The 17100-nt window shown below is 58.0% G+C and carries 13 protein-coding genes; 5 read left to right on the top strand and 8 right to left on the bottom strand.

Translation table 11 applies throughout. The annotated features are described in order from the left end of the window. The first annotated feature begins 5 nt into the window (after positions 1-5). From EY643_RS04935 to EY643_RS04920, 4 genes are all read left to right on the top strand, one after another. Entirely contained in the window at positions 6-1058 is a 1053-nt protein-coding gene (locus EY643_RS04935) for a S1C family serine protease (RefSeq protein ID WP_152661148.1), read from the top strand. Between the two features lie 163 nt (positions 1059-1221). Beyond that, the gene (locus EY643_RS04930; protein ID WP_152661147.1) at positions 1222-2436 is read left to right on the top strand and encodes an acyl-CoA dehydrogenase family protein; all 1215 of its coding nucleotides are present in this window, start codon (positions 1222-1224) and stop codon (positions 2434-2436) included. A gap of 9 nt (positions 2437-2445) precedes the next feature. After that, on the top strand, positions 2446-3585 hold the full coding sequence (locus EY643_RS04925) for an acyl-CoA dehydrogenase family protein (protein WP_152661146.1): 1140 nt from the start codon (positions 2446-2448) through the stop codon (positions 3583-3585). Positions 3586-3598: 13 nt separating this feature from the next. Next, positions 3599-3949, top strand: a complete 351-nt coding sequence (locus tag EY643_RS04920; protein WP_152661145.1) for a nuclear transport factor 2 family protein — start codon at positions 3599-3601, stop codon at positions 3947-3949. Between the two features lie 2 nt (positions 3950-3951). Here EY643_RS04920 and EY643_RS04915 read toward each other — a convergent pair whose 3' ends face one another. Further along, positions 3952-6267 carry a putative bifunctional diguanylate cyclase/phosphodiesterase gene (locus EY643_RS04915; protein WP_152661144.1) on the bottom strand — a complete coding sequence of 772 codons (2316 nt, stop codon included), beginning with the start codon at positions 6265-6267 and terminating at the stop codon, positions 3952-3954. Between the two features lie 158 nt (positions 6268-6425). Between EY643_RS04915 and EY643_RS04910 the strand changes: the two genes are divergently transcribed. After that, positions 6426-6953: a hypothetical protein gene (locus tag EY643_RS04910; RefSeq protein ID WP_152661143.1), complete on the top strand. Its 528-nt coding sequence runs from the start codon at positions 6426-6428 to the stop codon at positions 6951-6953. A 20-nt stretch (positions 6954-6973) separates the two neighbouring features. On the opposite strand, the gene EY643_RS04905 is transcribed toward EY643_RS04910, so the two are convergent. The 7 genes from EY643_RS04905 to EY643_RS04875 all read right to left on the bottom strand — a co-directional run bounded on the left by EY643_RS04905 (position 6974) and on the right by EY643_RS04875 (position 16975). After that, positions 6974-7306, bottom strand: a complete 333-nt coding sequence (locus tag EY643_RS04905) for a hypothetical protein (protein WP_152661142.1) — start codon at positions 7304-7306, stop codon at positions 6974-6976. 246 nt (positions 7307-7552) lie between these two features. After that, a complete protein-coding gene (locus EY643_RS04900) occupies positions 7553-7954 on the bottom strand; it encodes a hypothetical protein (RefSeq protein WP_152661141.1) in 402 nt (133 codons plus the stop codon). Between the two features lie 28 nt (positions 7955-7982). Continuing rightward, entirely contained in the window at positions 7983-10673 is a 2691-nt protein-coding gene (locus tag EY643_RS04895) for an ATP-binding response regulator (RefSeq protein ID WP_152661140.1), read from the bottom strand. Between the two features lie 29 nt (positions 10674-10702). Then, positions 10703-13117, bottom strand: a complete 2415-nt coding sequence (locus EY643_RS04890; protein WP_152661139.1) for a FimL-related protein — start codon at positions 13115-13117, stop codon at positions 10703-10705. Positions 13118-13199: 82 nt separating this feature from the next. Continuing rightward, positions 13200-13616 carry a response regulator gene (locus EY643_RS04885; protein WP_152661138.1) on the bottom strand — a complete coding sequence of 139 codons (417 nt, stop codon included), beginning with the start codon at positions 13614-13616 and terminating at the stop codon, positions 13200-13202. Positions 13617-13823: 207 nt separating this feature from the next. Next, on the bottom strand, positions 13824-14426 hold the full coding sequence (locus tag EY643_RS04880; protein WP_152661137.1) for a hypothetical protein: 603 nt from the start codon (positions 14424-14426) through the stop codon (positions 13824-13826). Between the two features lie 2 nt (positions 14427-14428). After that, positions 14429-16975 carry an AAA-type ATPase lid domain-containing protein gene (locus EY643_RS04875; RefSeq protein ID WP_170287283.1) on the bottom strand — a complete coding sequence of 849 codons (2547 nt, stop codon included), beginning with the start codon at positions 16973-16975 and terminating at the stop codon, positions 14429-14431. Positions 16976-17100: the final 125 nt, after the last annotated feature.

Below are 17100 nucleotides of genomic sequence, written 5' to 3'. Positions count from 1 at the left end.
CGGTTATGCGCAGTTTTCTGACCCTGTTTATCCTGCTCGCAGCGCTGCCTTTGGCGGCGCAAGCGAAGAATGTCGACTACCTGAGCTTCGCCACTGAAGATGAGCGCAATAGCACAGAAATTTTCGGCAGGGCCAGTCCCTCGGTCGTTTACGTCACGAACACCGCCCTGCGCCGCAGCCTGTTCTCGCGCAATGTGCAGGAAATTCCACGCGGCGCTGGCAGCGGATTCATCTGGAAAGACAGCGGCCTGATCGTCACCAATTTTCATGTTATCGCCGGCGCACATCGTTTAATCGTTACCCTCGATGATCAACGGGAATTCGAGGCCGAGCTCATCGGTGTGGCACCAGAGAAAGATCTCGCGGTATTGCGTATCGAAAATCCGCCAGACGATCTGGTCAGTCTGCCGCTCGGAGACTCCTCTGAGCTTTCAGTCGGCCGCAAGGTGTTGGCCATCGGCAATCCCTTCGGCCTGGACACAACCCTGACAACCGGCGTGGTCAGTGCGCTCGGCCGGGAAATCCAGTCCCCCAGTGGGCGCACAATCCGCGGGGTCATCCAGACCGATGCGGCTATCAACCCGGGTAACTCCGGCGGCCCCTTGCTCAACTCACTAGGACAACTGGTGGGCGTAAACACCGCCATCTACAGCCCCAGCGGGGCCAGTGCCGGCATCGGTTTTGCAATTCCAGTGAACACGGTCAAAGATGTCGTCCCGCAGCTGATTGCCTACGGCCGTATTCTGCATCCCATTATCGGTGTAGAGCTTGCCAGTGACAGCTGGATTCAGCGCAACCGGATCGACGGTGTACCCATTGTTCACGTATATCCCGGGCTACCTGCCGCAGAGGCCGGGCTCACCGGCGCGCGCCGTGTCTCCCGCCGCGAGGTGGAACTCGGGGACGTTATCACCCACATCGACGACCTGCGGATCCGCAATCGCGATGACTATCTCAGCGCGCTGGAGAAGTTCAAGCCGGGTGACAAGGTAACGATTCGCACACGCCGCGATGAAGAAGAGCTCGACTTTGTCGTCGAGTTGATCGAGTCACAGTAGAAAACGCGCCACACTGTTGTCGCAATCTGTCAGCAAGACTGACTTCTTAGGCTATTGCCGAAAAATCGCCCTCAGGTACCCTGAATAGCCTTCAATCAGGGGCCTGCAAGCACATAACATGCGCCTCCAGCCTCCCCTTGCAGAAACAAACCACGGAGACACCATGTCAGCTGCCGAAAGGAGTAACAACGTGCAGGATCTGGAACAGTTCCGCCTCGAAGTTCGAGATTGGTTGCAGGATAACTGCCCCGAATCTCAGCGCCAGCCAATCACACCGGAAGAGCAGTACTACGGTGGCCGGGACTCCTCGTTCCCCAGCGATGACGCCAGGATCTGGTTTGAACGCATGCGCGACAAGGGGTGGATTTGCCCTGAATGGCCCAGCGAATACGGCGGTGGCGGTTTGAGCCCGCAACAGGGCAAAGTCATCAAGGAAGAAATGAAGGCTATCCGCGCGCGCGCTCCCCTTTACGGCCACGGCATCTGGATGCTTGGCCCCGCCATGCTGGAGTTCGGCAACGAGGCGCAAAAACAGGAACATATCCGCGACATTCTCAATGGCACCATACGCTGGGCACAGGGCTATTCTGAGCCGGGCTCTGGCTCCGATCTGGCGAGCCTGCAATGCAAGGCCGAGGACAAGGGCGACTACTATCTGGTCAACGGCTCCAAAACCTGGACGACCTCGGCAGACAAGGCTGACCGAATTTTCTGCCTTGTGCGCACCGATCCAGACGCAAAGAAGCAGGAGGGCATCAGCTTCCTGCTTATCGACATGGACGACCCCGGCATAAGCACCACCCCGATCGAACTGATCAGCGGTGAGTCCGAGTTTTGCCAGACGTTCTTCGACGACGTAAAAGTACCCAAGAAGAACCTGGTCGGGGAACTCAATAAAGGCTGGAGCGTGGCCAAGGCATTGCTGGTCCATGAGCGCAAGCTGATGTCCGAACTCGGCAGCGACTCCCCGCGCGAAATCGTGGTCCCAAACCAGGCAGCCCGGCAATACCTGGACTTTGAAGACGGCAAGATCAGCGACCACGAGCTGCGTTCGAAGCTGGTTGAGTACGACATGGAAATGCATGCCATTGGCCTCACACACTTCCGTACCTTCGAAGAGAAGATAGCCGGGGTACGCAGTGCCGCACCGCTCATCATGAAATACGCGGGCACCGAGGCCGAGAAACAGAAGAGCGAACTCTTGCTGGCGATCATGGGCAGCCAGGGCCTGGGCTGGGAAGGCGAGGGCTTCAATCGAGCCGAGCTCGATACGCTGCGGCTTTGGGCCATGTCCTACGCCATGACAATTGCCGGCGGCACCTCGGAAGTTCAACTGAACCTGATCGCCAAAAATGTGCTCGAGCTGCCTCAGGGATAGGAGATTTAGATGACACTGGTACTGAATGAAGAACAGCGCTTGCTCCAGGATACCGCGAGGGAATTCCTGCAAAGCAGTGCACCTGTTACAGCGCTACGTGCGCTGCGCGACAACAAAAGCGAAACCGGATACGACAACGCGCTCTGGCAGCAGATGACCGAACTCGGCTGGGCCAGCATCATTTTGCCGGAACAGTACGGTGGCCTGGACTTCGGCTTCCTTGGCCTTGGCGTATTGATGGAAGAAGCGGGCCGCACGCTCAGCGCTTCACCTTTGTTTGCATCCGCCGTGGTCGGCGCATCTGCGATTCTCATTGGCGGCAGTGAAAGCCAGAAAGAAACGCTTCTGCCAGCCATCGCTGCCGGTGAACTGACCCTGGCCCTTGGACTGGAAGAATCCAGTCGCCACAAGCCCACGCTAATTGCGACCACTGCCGAGGCCCGGGAAGACGGCTTCGTCATCAACGGCCGAAAAACCTTTGTCCTCGACGGCCATAGCGCAGACCAACTGCTGGTTGCGACCCGCAGCGAAGGCGAGGGAAATACACCGAAGGGTATCAGCCTGTTTCTGGTCCCCAGGCAGGCAGAGGGTGTCACCGTCCAGCGCACGATCATGGCCGATAGTCGCAATGCAGCAAATATCTCTTTCGATAATGTGAGCGTCGATCGGCATGCGCTGGTCGGCGACCTGGGCTATGGCTGGCATGTGCTTGAGCCCGTGCTTGATCGCGGACGGGTTGCACTCGCAGCCGAAATGATGGGAATTGCCCTGGAGTGTTTCGAGCGCACCGTAGCCTATCTGAAGTATAGGGAGCAGTTCGGTGCTCTTATCGGCAGCTTCCAGGCCCTGCAGCACCGTGCGGCCTACATGCAGACCCAACTCGAGCTTGCGCGCTCGGTTATCCTGCAGGCACTGTCCAGTGTCGATGAGTCACCAGAACAACTCCCACTGCTGGCCAGCCTGGCCAAGGCCCGTCTCAATGACCTGGTTCAGCTCGTCACCAATGAAGCGGTGCAGATGCATGGCGGTATCGGCGTCACGGACGAGTTGGAAATCGGCCTATTCCTCAAACGCGCCCGCGTCGCGATGCAGATATTTGGCGACACGGGTTTTCACAAGGACCGTTACGCCACCCTGTGTGGCTACTGAAAGGAACAAGATTATGGATTACGCAGAAAAAGTTGCGGTAGTTAACCGCTACGTGGAAGCTTTCGAAAAACAGGACATGGCAATCATCCGTGACATCTACGCCGACAACGCTGTCGTCGAAGATCCGGTCGGTACTGACCTGCACGAGGGTATCGAAGCGGTGTGTGCCTTCTATGAAGGCGCCCTGAGCTCCGGCGCAAAGCTCGCGATCACCGGCCCGGTGCGCTCTGCCGCGAACACCGCGGCCTTCCCCTTTCAGGTCAACATGGGCGAGATGAGCATCGATATCATCGATGTGTTCGAGTTTGATGACCAGGGCAAGGTGGTAAGCATGAAGGCCTACTGGGGACCGGACAATATGTAATGCTAGCCCGGCATCTGCCGGGCATTCCCATCCAGATCTTGTAGCTGCCGCACAAAATGCCAAGGTCGAAGTAAGTCTGCAAATTCGTCTACCGGCACCGGTGCACTGAACAGATAGCCTTGAATAACTGTCCCCCCGTGCTCACTGATAAAGTGATACTGCTCGCTCGTTTCTACCCCTTCCGCGACGACATCCAGCCCCAGGCCACGCGCCATAGCGATGATCGCGATGACCAGGCTGGCATCCTCTTCACTCTTGTCTGCCGCGATCACGAAACTGCGATCGATCTTTAGCTCGGTCAGCGGGAAACGGCTCAGATAACTCAGAGACGAGTACCCTGTGCCAAAGTCGTCGATCGACAGGCTCACACCCATTTCCCGCAATTCGCTGAGGGCATTGACCGACGCATGGGTATCACCCATCACTACACCCTCGGTCAATTCCAGCTGTAAGACGCTGGGATCGACGGCCGTCTCTTCAAGAATGTCCTTTACCTTGCGCACAAAACTGGGAGTGAACTGCAGGGCCGAGACATTGACAGCGACGCGCGGCAATACCAGCCCCTGCTCGCGGAATCGTTGCACCTGCATACAGGCTTCACGTATAGCCCAATCGCCCATCTCGCCGATAAGCCCCATTTCCTCGGCCAGTGGAATAAAGCGAAACGGTGGAATCAGGCCCTGCTCCGGATGCATCCAGCGCATCAATGCCTCGGCACCTTCCACCGCCCCGGTGCGCGTATTCACCTGGGGCTGGTAGTAGAGCACGAGCTCATCGCGCTCCATGGCCCGGCGCAAATCAGTTTCCAGGGTTAGGCGATCGAGGCCGGCAGCATCCATCTCGCTGTCGTATATCAAATAGCTATTCTTGCCCGCAGCCTTGGCGTGATACATCGCGGTATCTGCGCAGCGCAGCAGGCCCTCCACATCCTCAGCGTGATCTGGTGCGAGGGCAATACCGACGCTGGGGGTCACTACCAGTTCATGACCGTCGATCAGCATGGGCTCAATCAGGGCATCGAGCAAACGCTGGGCCACGACACCGGCAGCCTCGGGCCCGGCCACATGATTCAAAACCACCGTAAATTCATCCCCGCCAAGGCGCGACACCCCTATCTTGCCATTGGCTTCGCTGTAATGGGCCACTACATCACTTTCGCGCACACAGTTGGCCAGTCGCGCCCCTACTTCCCGCAACAACAGGTCGCCGGCACTATGGCCCAGCGAGTCGTTGATGCGCTTGAAATTATCGAGATCGAGAAAGAGCAGCGCCAACTGCTCTTCATTCCGCTTCGCCAGGCGCAACAAAAGTGACAACTGCTCGGTAAAAAGGCGCCGATTCGGCAGCGCGGTAAGGCTGTCGTAATACGCGAATTGGCGCAGCCGGTTCTTGACCTGGGTAACCTGCTTCACCGCCTTGTTCAGTTCTTTGTTGCGCTTTGACAGCTGTGCTGTACGTTCTTCGACTTTCATGCTCAACAGTTGATGGTCAACGTCCATCTGGGTCTTGTATTCAGACATGCCACTGAAAACGCTATTGATGATGCGGGCAATGTCCTGGATCTCACCGCTGCCGCGCGTCTGCACCGGCTTCTCGAGCTTACCGGCGGCAAGATCATCGGCAGCCCGGGCCAGCCGCTCCAGAGGGGCCGTAATACGGCGCGTAAGCGCAGCACTGAACGCGATGCTGACTATGCCGAACAGGCCGCAGGCGAGGAGAATAGACGTCAGTTGGGGTAACAGCTGCTGCAAAAGCGTGCGCTGGGGCACGACGAAGTGGATATAGCCCATAACGTGGCGGCTGCTGCCGACCGCCGCCTCGCTCTGGGCGAGGACAAACGCCTCCGGGGTAACTTCATCCAGCGGGCTCACCCCGGCATAGGCGGGTACGTTGATGTGAAAAGCCGCCCCGGGCGGGAAGAACGCACCTAACAGGCCACTGCTTGCACTCTGACCTTCGGCACCCAGAGACAAGACGCTGATATCAGCGGAAGCTGCACCGGGACGCGCCTCGGGCAGTGTGGGCAGCACCTCCGTGCTCCCGAGCGCCAGCACCTGGCTGCCCTGGGCTGTGAACACGGCAATGCTGGCAACGGGAGACTGCAGCAATGGCTGCACGGCGGATCTCACGGCTGATGGGTTACTGCGATAGAGCCCATAGGCGATCTGGTGGCGTCCATTCACCTGCTGCTCAAGCTCGCCAAATACCCGATCGCGTTCTGCTCGATACTCTCGCACACTGGTGAGGCCGCAGACCAGCAGGCCTACACTCACCACGATCGAAATTACCAATGCATTGAACTTTCCGGCAATGCTCATCCGGTGTCCACCCGTCCCCTGTTGTTATAGCCACAGTATGTGGTAAGCGATCACTAGTTTCAAAGCACGGAAAGATCTACTTTTCCCACTTTTTTACTGGTGGCGAGTGGAGTGCTTATGGTTGAATTTCGGTATTACAAGATAAGGATGCGGCCCAGATGTCGGAATTCCAGCTAACCCATGTCGCGCTGGTAGGCGCACGTATGGAAGCTTTCTATACGCGCGGTTTCAAAACACGCAGCGAGTTGAACATGCGCCGCGTGTTCCCGGACACGTCCGCCGGCAAACTTGCCGATATGGATACTGCCGCTTTTCGTGCGCACTTCACCAGCGAGTTGCCTCTGTGGGTACACAACATAGTGGTTGATAAAGAATTTCCTGGCCGCGACAAGCTGACTATGTGCCTGCGTCGATTTGAAGGTGAATTGCGGGATAACCGCGAAAATGAAGTCATTGCCAGCGTGCTGAGCTCTGGCTTCCGCAACCGCCAGCTAGACCCTCTGGCACTGCCCGAAAGCATGCCGCTGCGTCAGCGTTGTGCCATGCTCATGTACGCAGATGTCTGGCAGGAAGCCTACCGCCGTCTGAATCGCGAGCTGTGCCCCCAGTTACAGGAAAACGCTGCATCGCTCGATGAGTGGATAGCGACAGCGGAACCCGAAATCGAGCACGCTATCGCCTCATAGTACCTGCTTCCTGGCCCGCCTCAGGCGTCCGCCGGGCGGCGCTCACCAGCTGTCTTCCCAACCATGCGCACTGTCCGCTGACAGGTATCAAGCCAAGACTGAACCGTGTCTGTCTTCAAAGCCCGCACAAATCCGCCTTCACTACGGCAGGAGATACTGGTTTTGTTCGGTGTCCAGTCGCCCTCTTTTGGGCGAGGCTTGCGAGTAGAGTAGTACCACAGGCCACGACGGTCCTGCATGATGTAGTTTGCATCTTCGGGCAGGAAAACTTTCTTACCGTCGATGACAGCAAAGACTTCCAGGTCGTTGCTCGCTGCGCTTTCAAGTGATGCTGTAGGTGTGATCGTCAACATCTTGGCCCCCAAATATTAGTTTTATCCATTCCGTTGGTCTTAACGGGTATAAGCCCGCACGATGCTGCTCCCTTGCAGCATGCCTAATAGTTATATGTGAGGAAGGGGAATGGGGGCAACGGTAATTTGGCCAGATTTTCGCTAAATTTGCCAAAAACGGTATTTGTTGGCCATTTTTTTACACAGATCGGCTGCTTTTTACCCAAAACTTGAATCAAAATGCCAATTTTTTGACTAGTTTTCGAGTCAGCTGCTGATCAAGTGCATGTGCGGGGGGGACTTTTGGTCGGGTTCTAGTGCCTGAAGAGGCTCAGGGACACCCTGAGCGAGCAGGTCGTCAGCCTGCTCTATGGAGTTCATCAGCATGTGCAGAGACATCGCCGAGCGCAATTCAGCACTGTCTAGCTTACCTTCCAGAGCGACCACATCAGCCTCAGTGATAAAGCCCAGCACCACGGCATTGGTCAGGTAATCCCTGACGATCTGACGATTCACCTGGTCCTGCAGATAACTCTGGTAACCCGCATCGCCAAATACCTGCTGCAAAGCAGCCCTCTGGTCCTCCGTAATAGGGCCTGTCACAAAGGGAAGCTCCTCACCAAAGGCGAGCTCGATACTTTCCACCAACTTGTCCAGTTGCAATTGCACGTGTGCTCCTTTGAAGGCCGGGGGACCGTTATCCGTCGATCTCGAGGTGCTGACCGGTCAATTCGCTAATCTGGCTCACCAGCATGCGGAAGTTGAAGGGTTTGCCCATATAGCCATTGCACCCGGCCTCTTCAGCGAGGGTCCGATGCTTGATGCCGGTACGCGAGGTCACCATGATGACTGGAACGTGGCCGAAGCGGCTGGATTCGCGAATTTCGCGCATGGTCTGAATGCCATCTTTGACCGGCATTTCCACGTCCAGCAATATAATGTTCGGAAGGCGATCAGTGGTATTGAGCCAATCGATCGCCACCGCGCCGTTTTCAGCTGTCTCAGTCTCAACCCCTATCGTGCCCAGCTGACTGGTCGCCACCATTCGCTGAGTTCTTGAGTCATCTACGACCAGCGCAAACACACCGTCTTCCACCTCACGCGGCGCGGGGGCAGCTTGCGCTTGTTCCGCCGCTGATGCAGGCTCAGTACCCGCTACGACCTCGCTATCTGGGGCTCCGGGCGTCTGCCCGCCCAACGACATAACCGCTTCTGATTGTTTCTCGAGCAATGCTTCCGCCTCTGCGTTGTTGTTACTGGCGCGCTCAATTAGCACTGCCAGGCCGTCCAATTCACCCTGTAGGGCGGTGTTCTCGATATCGGCCACCAGCCCGCGAACAGCGGATAGTTTGGCCTGAATTTCGGTGAAGATGTCGCTGCTGTGGGCCCGTAGCGCCTGCTCCTGTCCGGCCAGGCTTCGCAAACTGTCCAGATTCTCGGCGTCCACTTCTGCCGCCTGAGGCGCAGCTTCCGCCAACGGCTCGTCTAGTGTTTCCTCGACTGGAACAGCCTGATCCGGTGTAGCGACCGCCACTATGGGCTCGGCTGCGATGTAATCCGCCGGTGCTTCGACATACGGAATCACGCTGCCGATATCGCATCGGTTTGCCTTTATTGCAGCGACGCCCTGAACCGCGGCTTCACGCCAGGCATGCATGATCCGGAAATAGTTCTTCTCTTCCTTCGCCTCGGGCTTTGGCAGCCCCCCAAACAGAACTTCGAAGTTCTCTATAAGCGTGCCGAAGCCCAACAGCCCGATACCCTTGGATATACCCTTCAAGGTGTGCAGTGCACGGGCGATTTCCTTGTGGATATCGGCATCCGCAGGAGATAGTTCCCATGCCTCGAAAGTTTCGCCCAACTTCTCGACTTCGATAGTGCCCTCCTCGACGAAAGCATCGAGGAAGTTTTCCAGCACGCTGCCGCCTTCCGGCACAGCGCGACTGAAAGGGAGATCTGCGGGGACGCACCAGGACGTATCCTGAGCAACCAGGGGTGCTGCAGGTGCAGCAGCCGGCGGCTGTGGCGCAGGTGCGCTTTCGACAGCGGGTGACGCGGCCACCTTGTCGAGTGTTTCCGTTGTCTCGTCGGCAAGCTCAACGCTATCGGCGCCATCGAATTCGCCAAACAGTGCATCGATATCCGTGTCTTCTTTGCCAGGCTCCCAGCCACTGGGTGCCAGATCAGCATCGAGATCCTCGTCGAGGATGCCCTCGTCGAAGACTGTGTTGTCCACCGCGCGCAGCACAGGCGGAACATCCATCTCGATTACGCCTTTGTCCGTGTTCTCACGGAACAGGTTGTTGCAGATATCACCGCTATCCATCCAGCAAAGGCGCAGGAATACCGCTTTGCGTTGTGTCTCGCTCAACTCAGCAAGGCTGGAGGGTATCTCTGTGAATACTTCCATGACCGGCGCGTAATCCTGACTGCGGGCCATGTTGGTGCTGGCCTCATCACTGGCCAGGGAGAAATCGGCATAAACAGCGTCCGCCGGGCGACCCATGGCGCTCAGGCGAGTCGCGAGCAAGCCATTCAATTCTTCCATCAGCGGGCCGATCAGCGGCGTCACCGCGGATAGAATGTTCTCGCCCGCCGCTGCCGCGACCTCCTGGATCTCTTCCGGCAGGTCCACCGGCTCGTCCGGCGTTACATCGACAATGGATTCCTGTGCGACCAGTTCCAAACCGCCGATATCGCTATCTGTCTCTTCAAGATCAGCTCCAGCCACGAGGTAGTCGTCGAATTCCTCATCATCGCTGGGCGCAGGGTTGGCCGCAATATAGTCTTCGACGCTATCAGATTGGGTATCGATTGCAGCCTCGGCTGCAACGGGGGCAGGCTCTTCAGGTGGTGCTTCCTGCACAGGAGCAACCGGTGCGGGCTGGGCAACCTCCGCCTCGACGCCCTTCTTGACACGCTTGACCGTCAGATAGGTCTCACCAATGTCGTCATCTTCTTCAAGACCCAGGATATCGTCGCCATCCGCGACGTCGATTTTACCCTCGAAAACCCCCAGCTCTTCATCACGGGAGAAATCGAGGGCCATCACCTCTTCGATGTTCAAATCTTCGCTGAGATCGGCACTCGGGCTGTCCTGATAGATGTCTCCGCTGGCGGAGTCGGAGGACATAACCACTTCCTCACCAACATAGGCATCAAACGAGTCAGCGCCATCGCGGCCACGCTGCATGGGCCTCGCGGCAATCTCGGCTTCAAAGGCGCTGAGCGACATATCCACCGGGGCCTGGCGATCGACGACAAACAACTTCTCGCTTGGCTCGTCCTTGTCCAGCTCGTCCATCAGCCAGTGGACCATTGACTCCTGGGTACTATCCAGGCCGTCCGTCACTTCCTGCGAAGTGCCATTGTCATTATCAGTCTGCACGATGCTTCTCCTTCCGCGCCGCGGGCGACTCAGTGGCCCAGAGGCTCGGAGACCGATGCATCGGAGCTACTTCCCGCTGCCTGGTCGTCAATTTGAGGCAGTGCACCCGCCAGGTCTTCCCCGGCGCCGCTGGCCATACGGAAGCAACGATCCGTCAACTCGCGTGTTCGGGTAACGTCAAAGCTCGTGCCGTCCTTGTAGGAGGCCACGAGTGCCGGTAGCTCATTCACAACATCGTCCATGAGCAATTTGAGGCTTTCGCCGACTTCCAGGTCGCCGTCCAGCACACGGTCAAGCATGTCCTGCACCGCCCAACCCAGCTCGCCGAGAATATTTGCACCCACCGCGCGACCATTGCCCTTGAAGGTATGGAAATGGCGGCGAATTTCGCGGAGCAGTTCCTTGTCGTCCAGATTTTCCAGCCACTTGGGCGTCAGTGTGGAAATTTCACCAACGATTTCTTCCGACTCCTCGATAAACACCTCGCGGAATTCGGGGGGAATTTCACCGTCTTCGACATAGTTCTTCGGCTCAGACCAGTTGCCATCGACAACCTCGGCGCCCGAGGAGAGTTTGGCGGCGAATTCTTCGAGCTCCTCAGCCCGCTGCTGGGCAATGGACAGCATGTGCCCAGTATCATCCAGTGGGTCTATGACGGAGCGCTGCAGATGCAGTTCAAGCTGCGCAAACGCCTCGGCGAAGCAGCGGAAAGCGTCGTCCTCACGCACCTCACCCGCCTTGCTCGCAGCTCGCAACCAACCAGAGCAATGGTCGATAATGCTGGCTTCCTCTTCCATCCCGGCAAAGCCCAGCGCGCCCGCGATTTCATCGAGCAATTCCAGCGAGAGATCGATCGCCTTGCGATCGGGCAGGGTTTCCTGCTCATTGAGGAATTCTTTCGACAGCCTGAACAGTTCGTCGACGTTGGCTTCGTCGGCGTCGGCCTGACGCACCGATTCACGGAGCGCTTCATAACCCTGGTCAGTTTTATTCAGGTGACGATTGAGCGCCACTGTGAGCCGCATCAGTGACTCGGCATCCTTGGGTTTCCGGGCGAGTGCACTGGCCAGTTCTTTACGGCGCAGAATCTGGTGCATGTAGTTTTCAACCAGACCCATATGGTTGAAGGTCGCAGCTACAACGCTCTCACGCAGCTCAAATTCTCGGCTGGAAAAGGAACTGCCCAGACCGTGCTCCAACTTGTGTTCGATATCCAGTTTGACGTCGACAATGCCGCGAATAATATCGCTGATCGCCTGGGAAAGCTGCTCGGGAGAGTCGTTGAAATCCCCGCGATAAAGCTTCTCGAGACGGCTCTGAACACCGCGCAGAGAATCCGCATGGGCCATCTGGCCGGCCGCTTCCAGGCGGTACTGAGTCGCCTCAATACCTACCAGTGCAGTGCTGTCCAGTTCACGCTCGCCGCCGCGCTTGGCCTCCTCGGCCAGATCGTGGGTATTCAGGTGATCGACAACTGTATTGAGCTGATCCAGGGCCGAGCTCAGCGCTGTCACCAGCGCATCTGCGTGAATCAGATTGCCCCCGGCGTCGCCCAGGGTATTTTCATCAATACCGAAGGTGCCGCGGATTCGACCAATATGCACGGGGCGCGCTTTGCAGGCCGCGATGTAATACAACATTTGCTGGAGGGTGGCCTCATAATCCATATTGGGATCGACAGCCGCCCCGTTCTCACGGGCATACTTGATCGTGAACGCACCGGTCTTGAAGATCTGGGCTATACATTCGTCCGGCACAATCAGGCCACCGGCGACGCCCTCACAAATACCGATCATGGTGAGCCAAAAACGCTCGGGTTCAGTACCGGAGAACAGCGTCTGCATGCGGCGCGATATTCTCGCCACTGTTTTCATGCTCTCTTTTACGTTCTTGCGGCGAAGGGCCATCTTGGCCATTTCGAGATAGAGAGCCAGCATGACATTCGCGCGCTCGCGAATCTCCTCATCGGCGGCAGGCTGGCCACCGGGCGTGATGCCTGCACCCTCGGGGATCTCCATATGGAAAAAATAAGCTGGGGGCCGAGGCCGCTCACCGAGCCAACGGCGCAGATCGTTGACATGTTGCTCCAGACCCTGGCCGGAGTCGGCGCGGGCATTCTGAGCGTGAGCCAGGTAGGCAGGGAGCACCTTCAGCGCCTGCATCAGGCCGCCCATGGTCAGCTTGCGGCGCTCGCCAGTCACTTTGTCTTTGTACAGGTAGTTGAGGCTGCGCTCCATTTCCAGCGTCAGCATCTCCCCTTTGCGCATGCCCAGGGCTCGCAGCGTTGAGGTGACCTGGTGGACAGCCCACATGCACTGCAGCAGGGGTCGTTTGTTCGACGGATCATTGCTGAACTCGACGAGGGACGCCTCAGCATTCTCAGCCTGCTTGTTCATCAGGCCGACCACCCACTTGAGGGCTACGATGTCAGTTTTGCTCGCCACTACCAAACCTCCGGTATTCCTGTCTTTGCGGGATGTCGCCCGCTTATCATTTCTTATTTTGCTTTACGCGGGCTTCAGGTCGTTACACTGAGGCGATTTTGCGCTGTTTGGTGTGGGTGTAGATCAACCGGCGCAACACGCTCTCCGGGGGAATCTTGGTCACGTGGGCGGTGGCGCCACGCGCCTGGCCCTTGGCAATATCGAAAATTCCGTCAGATGAGGACAGCATGACTACCGGGGTATCCCGGGTGGCCTCAGCGTTGCGGATCAGGGTACAGGTCTGATAACCATCCAGTTCCGGCATGGTGATATCAAGGAAGATCAGGTCCGGCTTGAAGCGGCGCAGCATTCCCAGCGCCTTATAGCCGTCCTCCGCAGATTCCACCTCGCAGCCCATCCCCTTGAGGGTGTGGGACATCATCATCCTGATGGTTTTGGCGTCATCCACGATGGCGATTTTCACGCCAGTGATGTCCATTTCTTCAGTTTGTTCGCTCATTCTCGCCCTCAGCTTTATCTTTACTGTGAGTCACATACATGGGTTGTCGCTACAGTATTGGGATTGGGATTATTCCCAGCAACAAAAATCTGTGGTTTTCTCCAGAAAGGCACTGTTTCTGTGACCCACTCCACATCCGGCGCCCCGCCTTGTCGGAACACAATATGTTGTGGATCAGGGTTGCGCAAGCCAGCAGTAGATGGACCGCTATTCGACGGGGAACATGTAATTGCGAAACGGCTCCAAATGACCGGGCTGGAAATCCTGCAATTCATAGATATTGAACTTGTGCATCAGCGTGAGGCAGCGCTGAAACGCCTTGTCAGCGTCGTAAGCAGACGGCGGAATCCCATACTCATCGGTCAACTGAGCAAAGATCAGTGAGGCGATTTCGCGCCGGGCCTGGTCCTGACGGTACATGCTGGCGTTCACCGGCGAAGAAACCACGGGCGAGCCATAGACAAGGAAAGCCTCCCATCGGCTGACATCCTGCACCTCGTCCATCTGCGCCAGCAGAAAAGAAACCATATTTCTTAAATCCAGCGGCGGCGGGAGCACATCCTTTTGTAGCCACTTCCGTACTTCGCTTTCGCGCCACTCGCTGTTAATCCCCAGCACCGCCAGGACCCGCCCCTCCGTCTGGGGAGGCACCACCCCGGCGAGATCCCAGAGCATATTCAAGCGGGCGGAAAACCCGAGACGAGCGGGCAAATTTTCCTCGGCCAGCTGCCGAAACTGGCCGGCCAACTCTTCCGGCGATCGCTCGTGTGCTGACCGACGGACCTGGTCTGCGGTTGATTGCTCTGCCATGGCTACGCTTCCTGCAAAATCTGTTTCAGACGTTTCTGGTAGGTGGGAGTAGACACACCCATGATGCGGGCCCGGTCAGCCACACTGATCTCCTCGCACTGTTGCAGCACCAGGGCCAGCAACATTTCCTCGGCAATCTGCTGGGGCGCCTGCTCACCGGCCGCGGCCCCAAGAACCCACTGGCGTACGAGGCTGCGCACCTCTTGCCACATTAAGCTGGCACCGCGCTCTTGCTCACGACTCTCTATTTTTGGCATCCAGCGCCCAATATTGCGGGTACGGGTCTGCATAAACTGCGCCGCGCCGCGAGAATCGCCACCGAAGCGCTCCAACGACGCAAGCACGATTTCATCGTCGAGCCACGCCCCAAGCGGGCGAATGACGCCATGCTCAAGGCTACTGGCGAGTGCCTGGGCCAGTGCAGCCCGCAATTCCTCGAGTGCCGACGGAACGTATTCAGCGGTTTCCGCTGCGGGCTCCTCCTGCAGCACCTCCAGAAAAGGTTTCGGCGACGCTGTCACAGAACTACCGTCGGCACTGATACCCGCGAAAATACCCAGATCTACAGGCGTCACCCACTCCTTTTCTGTGCGCCCCAATGCCTCGCGCACCATATCTCGCATCTCACTGATGTTGCCAGGCCAGTTGTACTGCTGCAGGGCCTGCTCCGCGTCTGCAGTGAAGCCCAGCACCCGGCGGTCAACCTGGGTGGCCTCCTGCTCGAGAATCTTGTGCGCCCAACGCAATACCGCCCGGCCCCGATCTCGAAGCGGCGGCACCTGTATGGGGTACCCCGCGAACACCCCGGCCAGGCGTTCATCCAATTCACCACGCGCCACCAGTCGCTCGAGACTTTCCGGGAACAAGGCGATATATCGGGCCGGTGGCAGGTACCGACTGCCCTGCTCATCCGACAGGGTCCGAGTGGCGAGCATACGCGCCAGTCGGGCCTGGGTTTCGGCATGCATGAGGTGGGGCGACTTGAATACGAGCGTCTTGTTCGCCCCCTGTTCGAGTTCCTGGGTCAAGCTGCGAATTGCCTCCACGCGACTGCGATAGGCGCGGCAATCGAGACGGACAATATCAGCAGAAGCCCCTCCAGCTTCGGTATTGATCACCTGGGCAACATACATCTTGCCGGTACCCCGGGCTCCCACAACCGCGATCGGCATGTCTACACTGGCCAGGAACACCGCCTGATCGATGGCGCCTTCCATATTGTCGAGGACATAGCCCTCAATGCCCTTCTCCATCTCGCGCGCCAGTGGCTGCTCTTCTTTCACGGCAATGGTCCCGGAAGCAGGCCCCAGCTTGCCACCCAGCGTGGCACCGAGATATTGCAGTGCAGCGGGCGAAGGTCGGAAACTATCGCGGCTGTCAGGCTCCCAACTTAGAACCATACAACCCCAGGGTTGGGCAGTGCCACGCAAGGCCAGCAATGCGACACCATGCTCCGGTAATTCGAATATGTCTCGCCCCTGCAACTGGGCAGCACCAACACCGCGCAGGGCGCGACGCACCTCTAATGGCAGCCGGGAGGGTGCAACTTCGGCGGCGCCCCTGGCATCCTGGCGATAGGCGGCGGTCACACCCAATTTGCCGGTCAAATCCCACTGCGCCAACGCCGCGATATGCAGACCTCGCTGACTGACTGACAGGGCAAGTACCCTGGCGACAGCTTCCTGGGCAGACATTGACTCAACCCGCATTCCCACCAACCTGCGCAGGAACAACTCTGCGTCTTCATCCCTGAAGCGGTCCGGAAAAGCGCCGGTGCTATTGAACGCGCGAGCGGCCTGCCCCTGCTGGTCCCAGGGACTGGCAAATCGAATACGTTCATCGCCAGTAGCCTGAGCGTGTAGCAAAGCACCATTGGCGGCCACCAAGGCATCGAGGGCGCCCTGCTCCGCTCGCAGTTGAGCGAGCCCGATGCTGGCGCGAGCAGTACTCGCGCCGGAACGCATTTGGTCCAGGCGTTGATGCAGGTGTGACAGTAGCGCACGACAGATGTCCAGCGCCGCCTCGGGTGCAAGCGAGCGCAATACCAACGTGAGTGTTGCACCCGCAGGGAGCCCGATCCAGTCTCCTTCTCGCAGCACTTGTTGCAAGCCACCGCGCAAATCCATCATCAGCCTTTCCGTTTCTACCGCCCCCCAACTGGGGCTGAACTCCAGCTGGTCGATACCGAGCACGGCAACAATGTCATCGCCCGTGACAGCTTCGAGATTCAGTAATTCGTGATCCAGGTCTAACTGACGAAGAAATAAAACCACCGCAGGTTCACCAGCCAGGCGTTCCGGGACAACCATACCGCCCATGACACATTCACGCTCGCCGCCACTACCGACAATGATTGGCGGGAGTGGTGCAGCCACGCCCGCATCAATTGCCTGAGCGATAGACGCAGTACAATCAGGCGGAATACCGAGGGCATCGCGCCAATCTCGCCCCTCCATTCCAGCGGGCGAAAATGGACCCTCACCTTCACATGCCAGTACCTGGCCACTCTCTCTTGAGATAGCGACCAGCACCGTCCTGAGCGCAATCATTGTTGTTTTTGTTCCTGACATGCTCGGCAGTATAGGGGAAATCATCGATACTGAGATAGCCGAGCTCGACTAGAAGGCGCCACCGGCACGGTGCTATCCTCTGGCTAAACACACATCTGACAGGA

The organism is Halioglobus maricola (genome assembly GCF_009388985.1).
GTDB classification, from domain to species: domain Bacteria; phylum Pseudomonadota; class Gammaproteobacteria; order Pseudomonadales; family Halieaceae; genus Halioglobus; species Halioglobus maricola.
The sequence above is the reverse complement of the archived record's forward strand: the minus strand, read 5'-3'. Positions and strand labels throughout refer to the sequence as shown.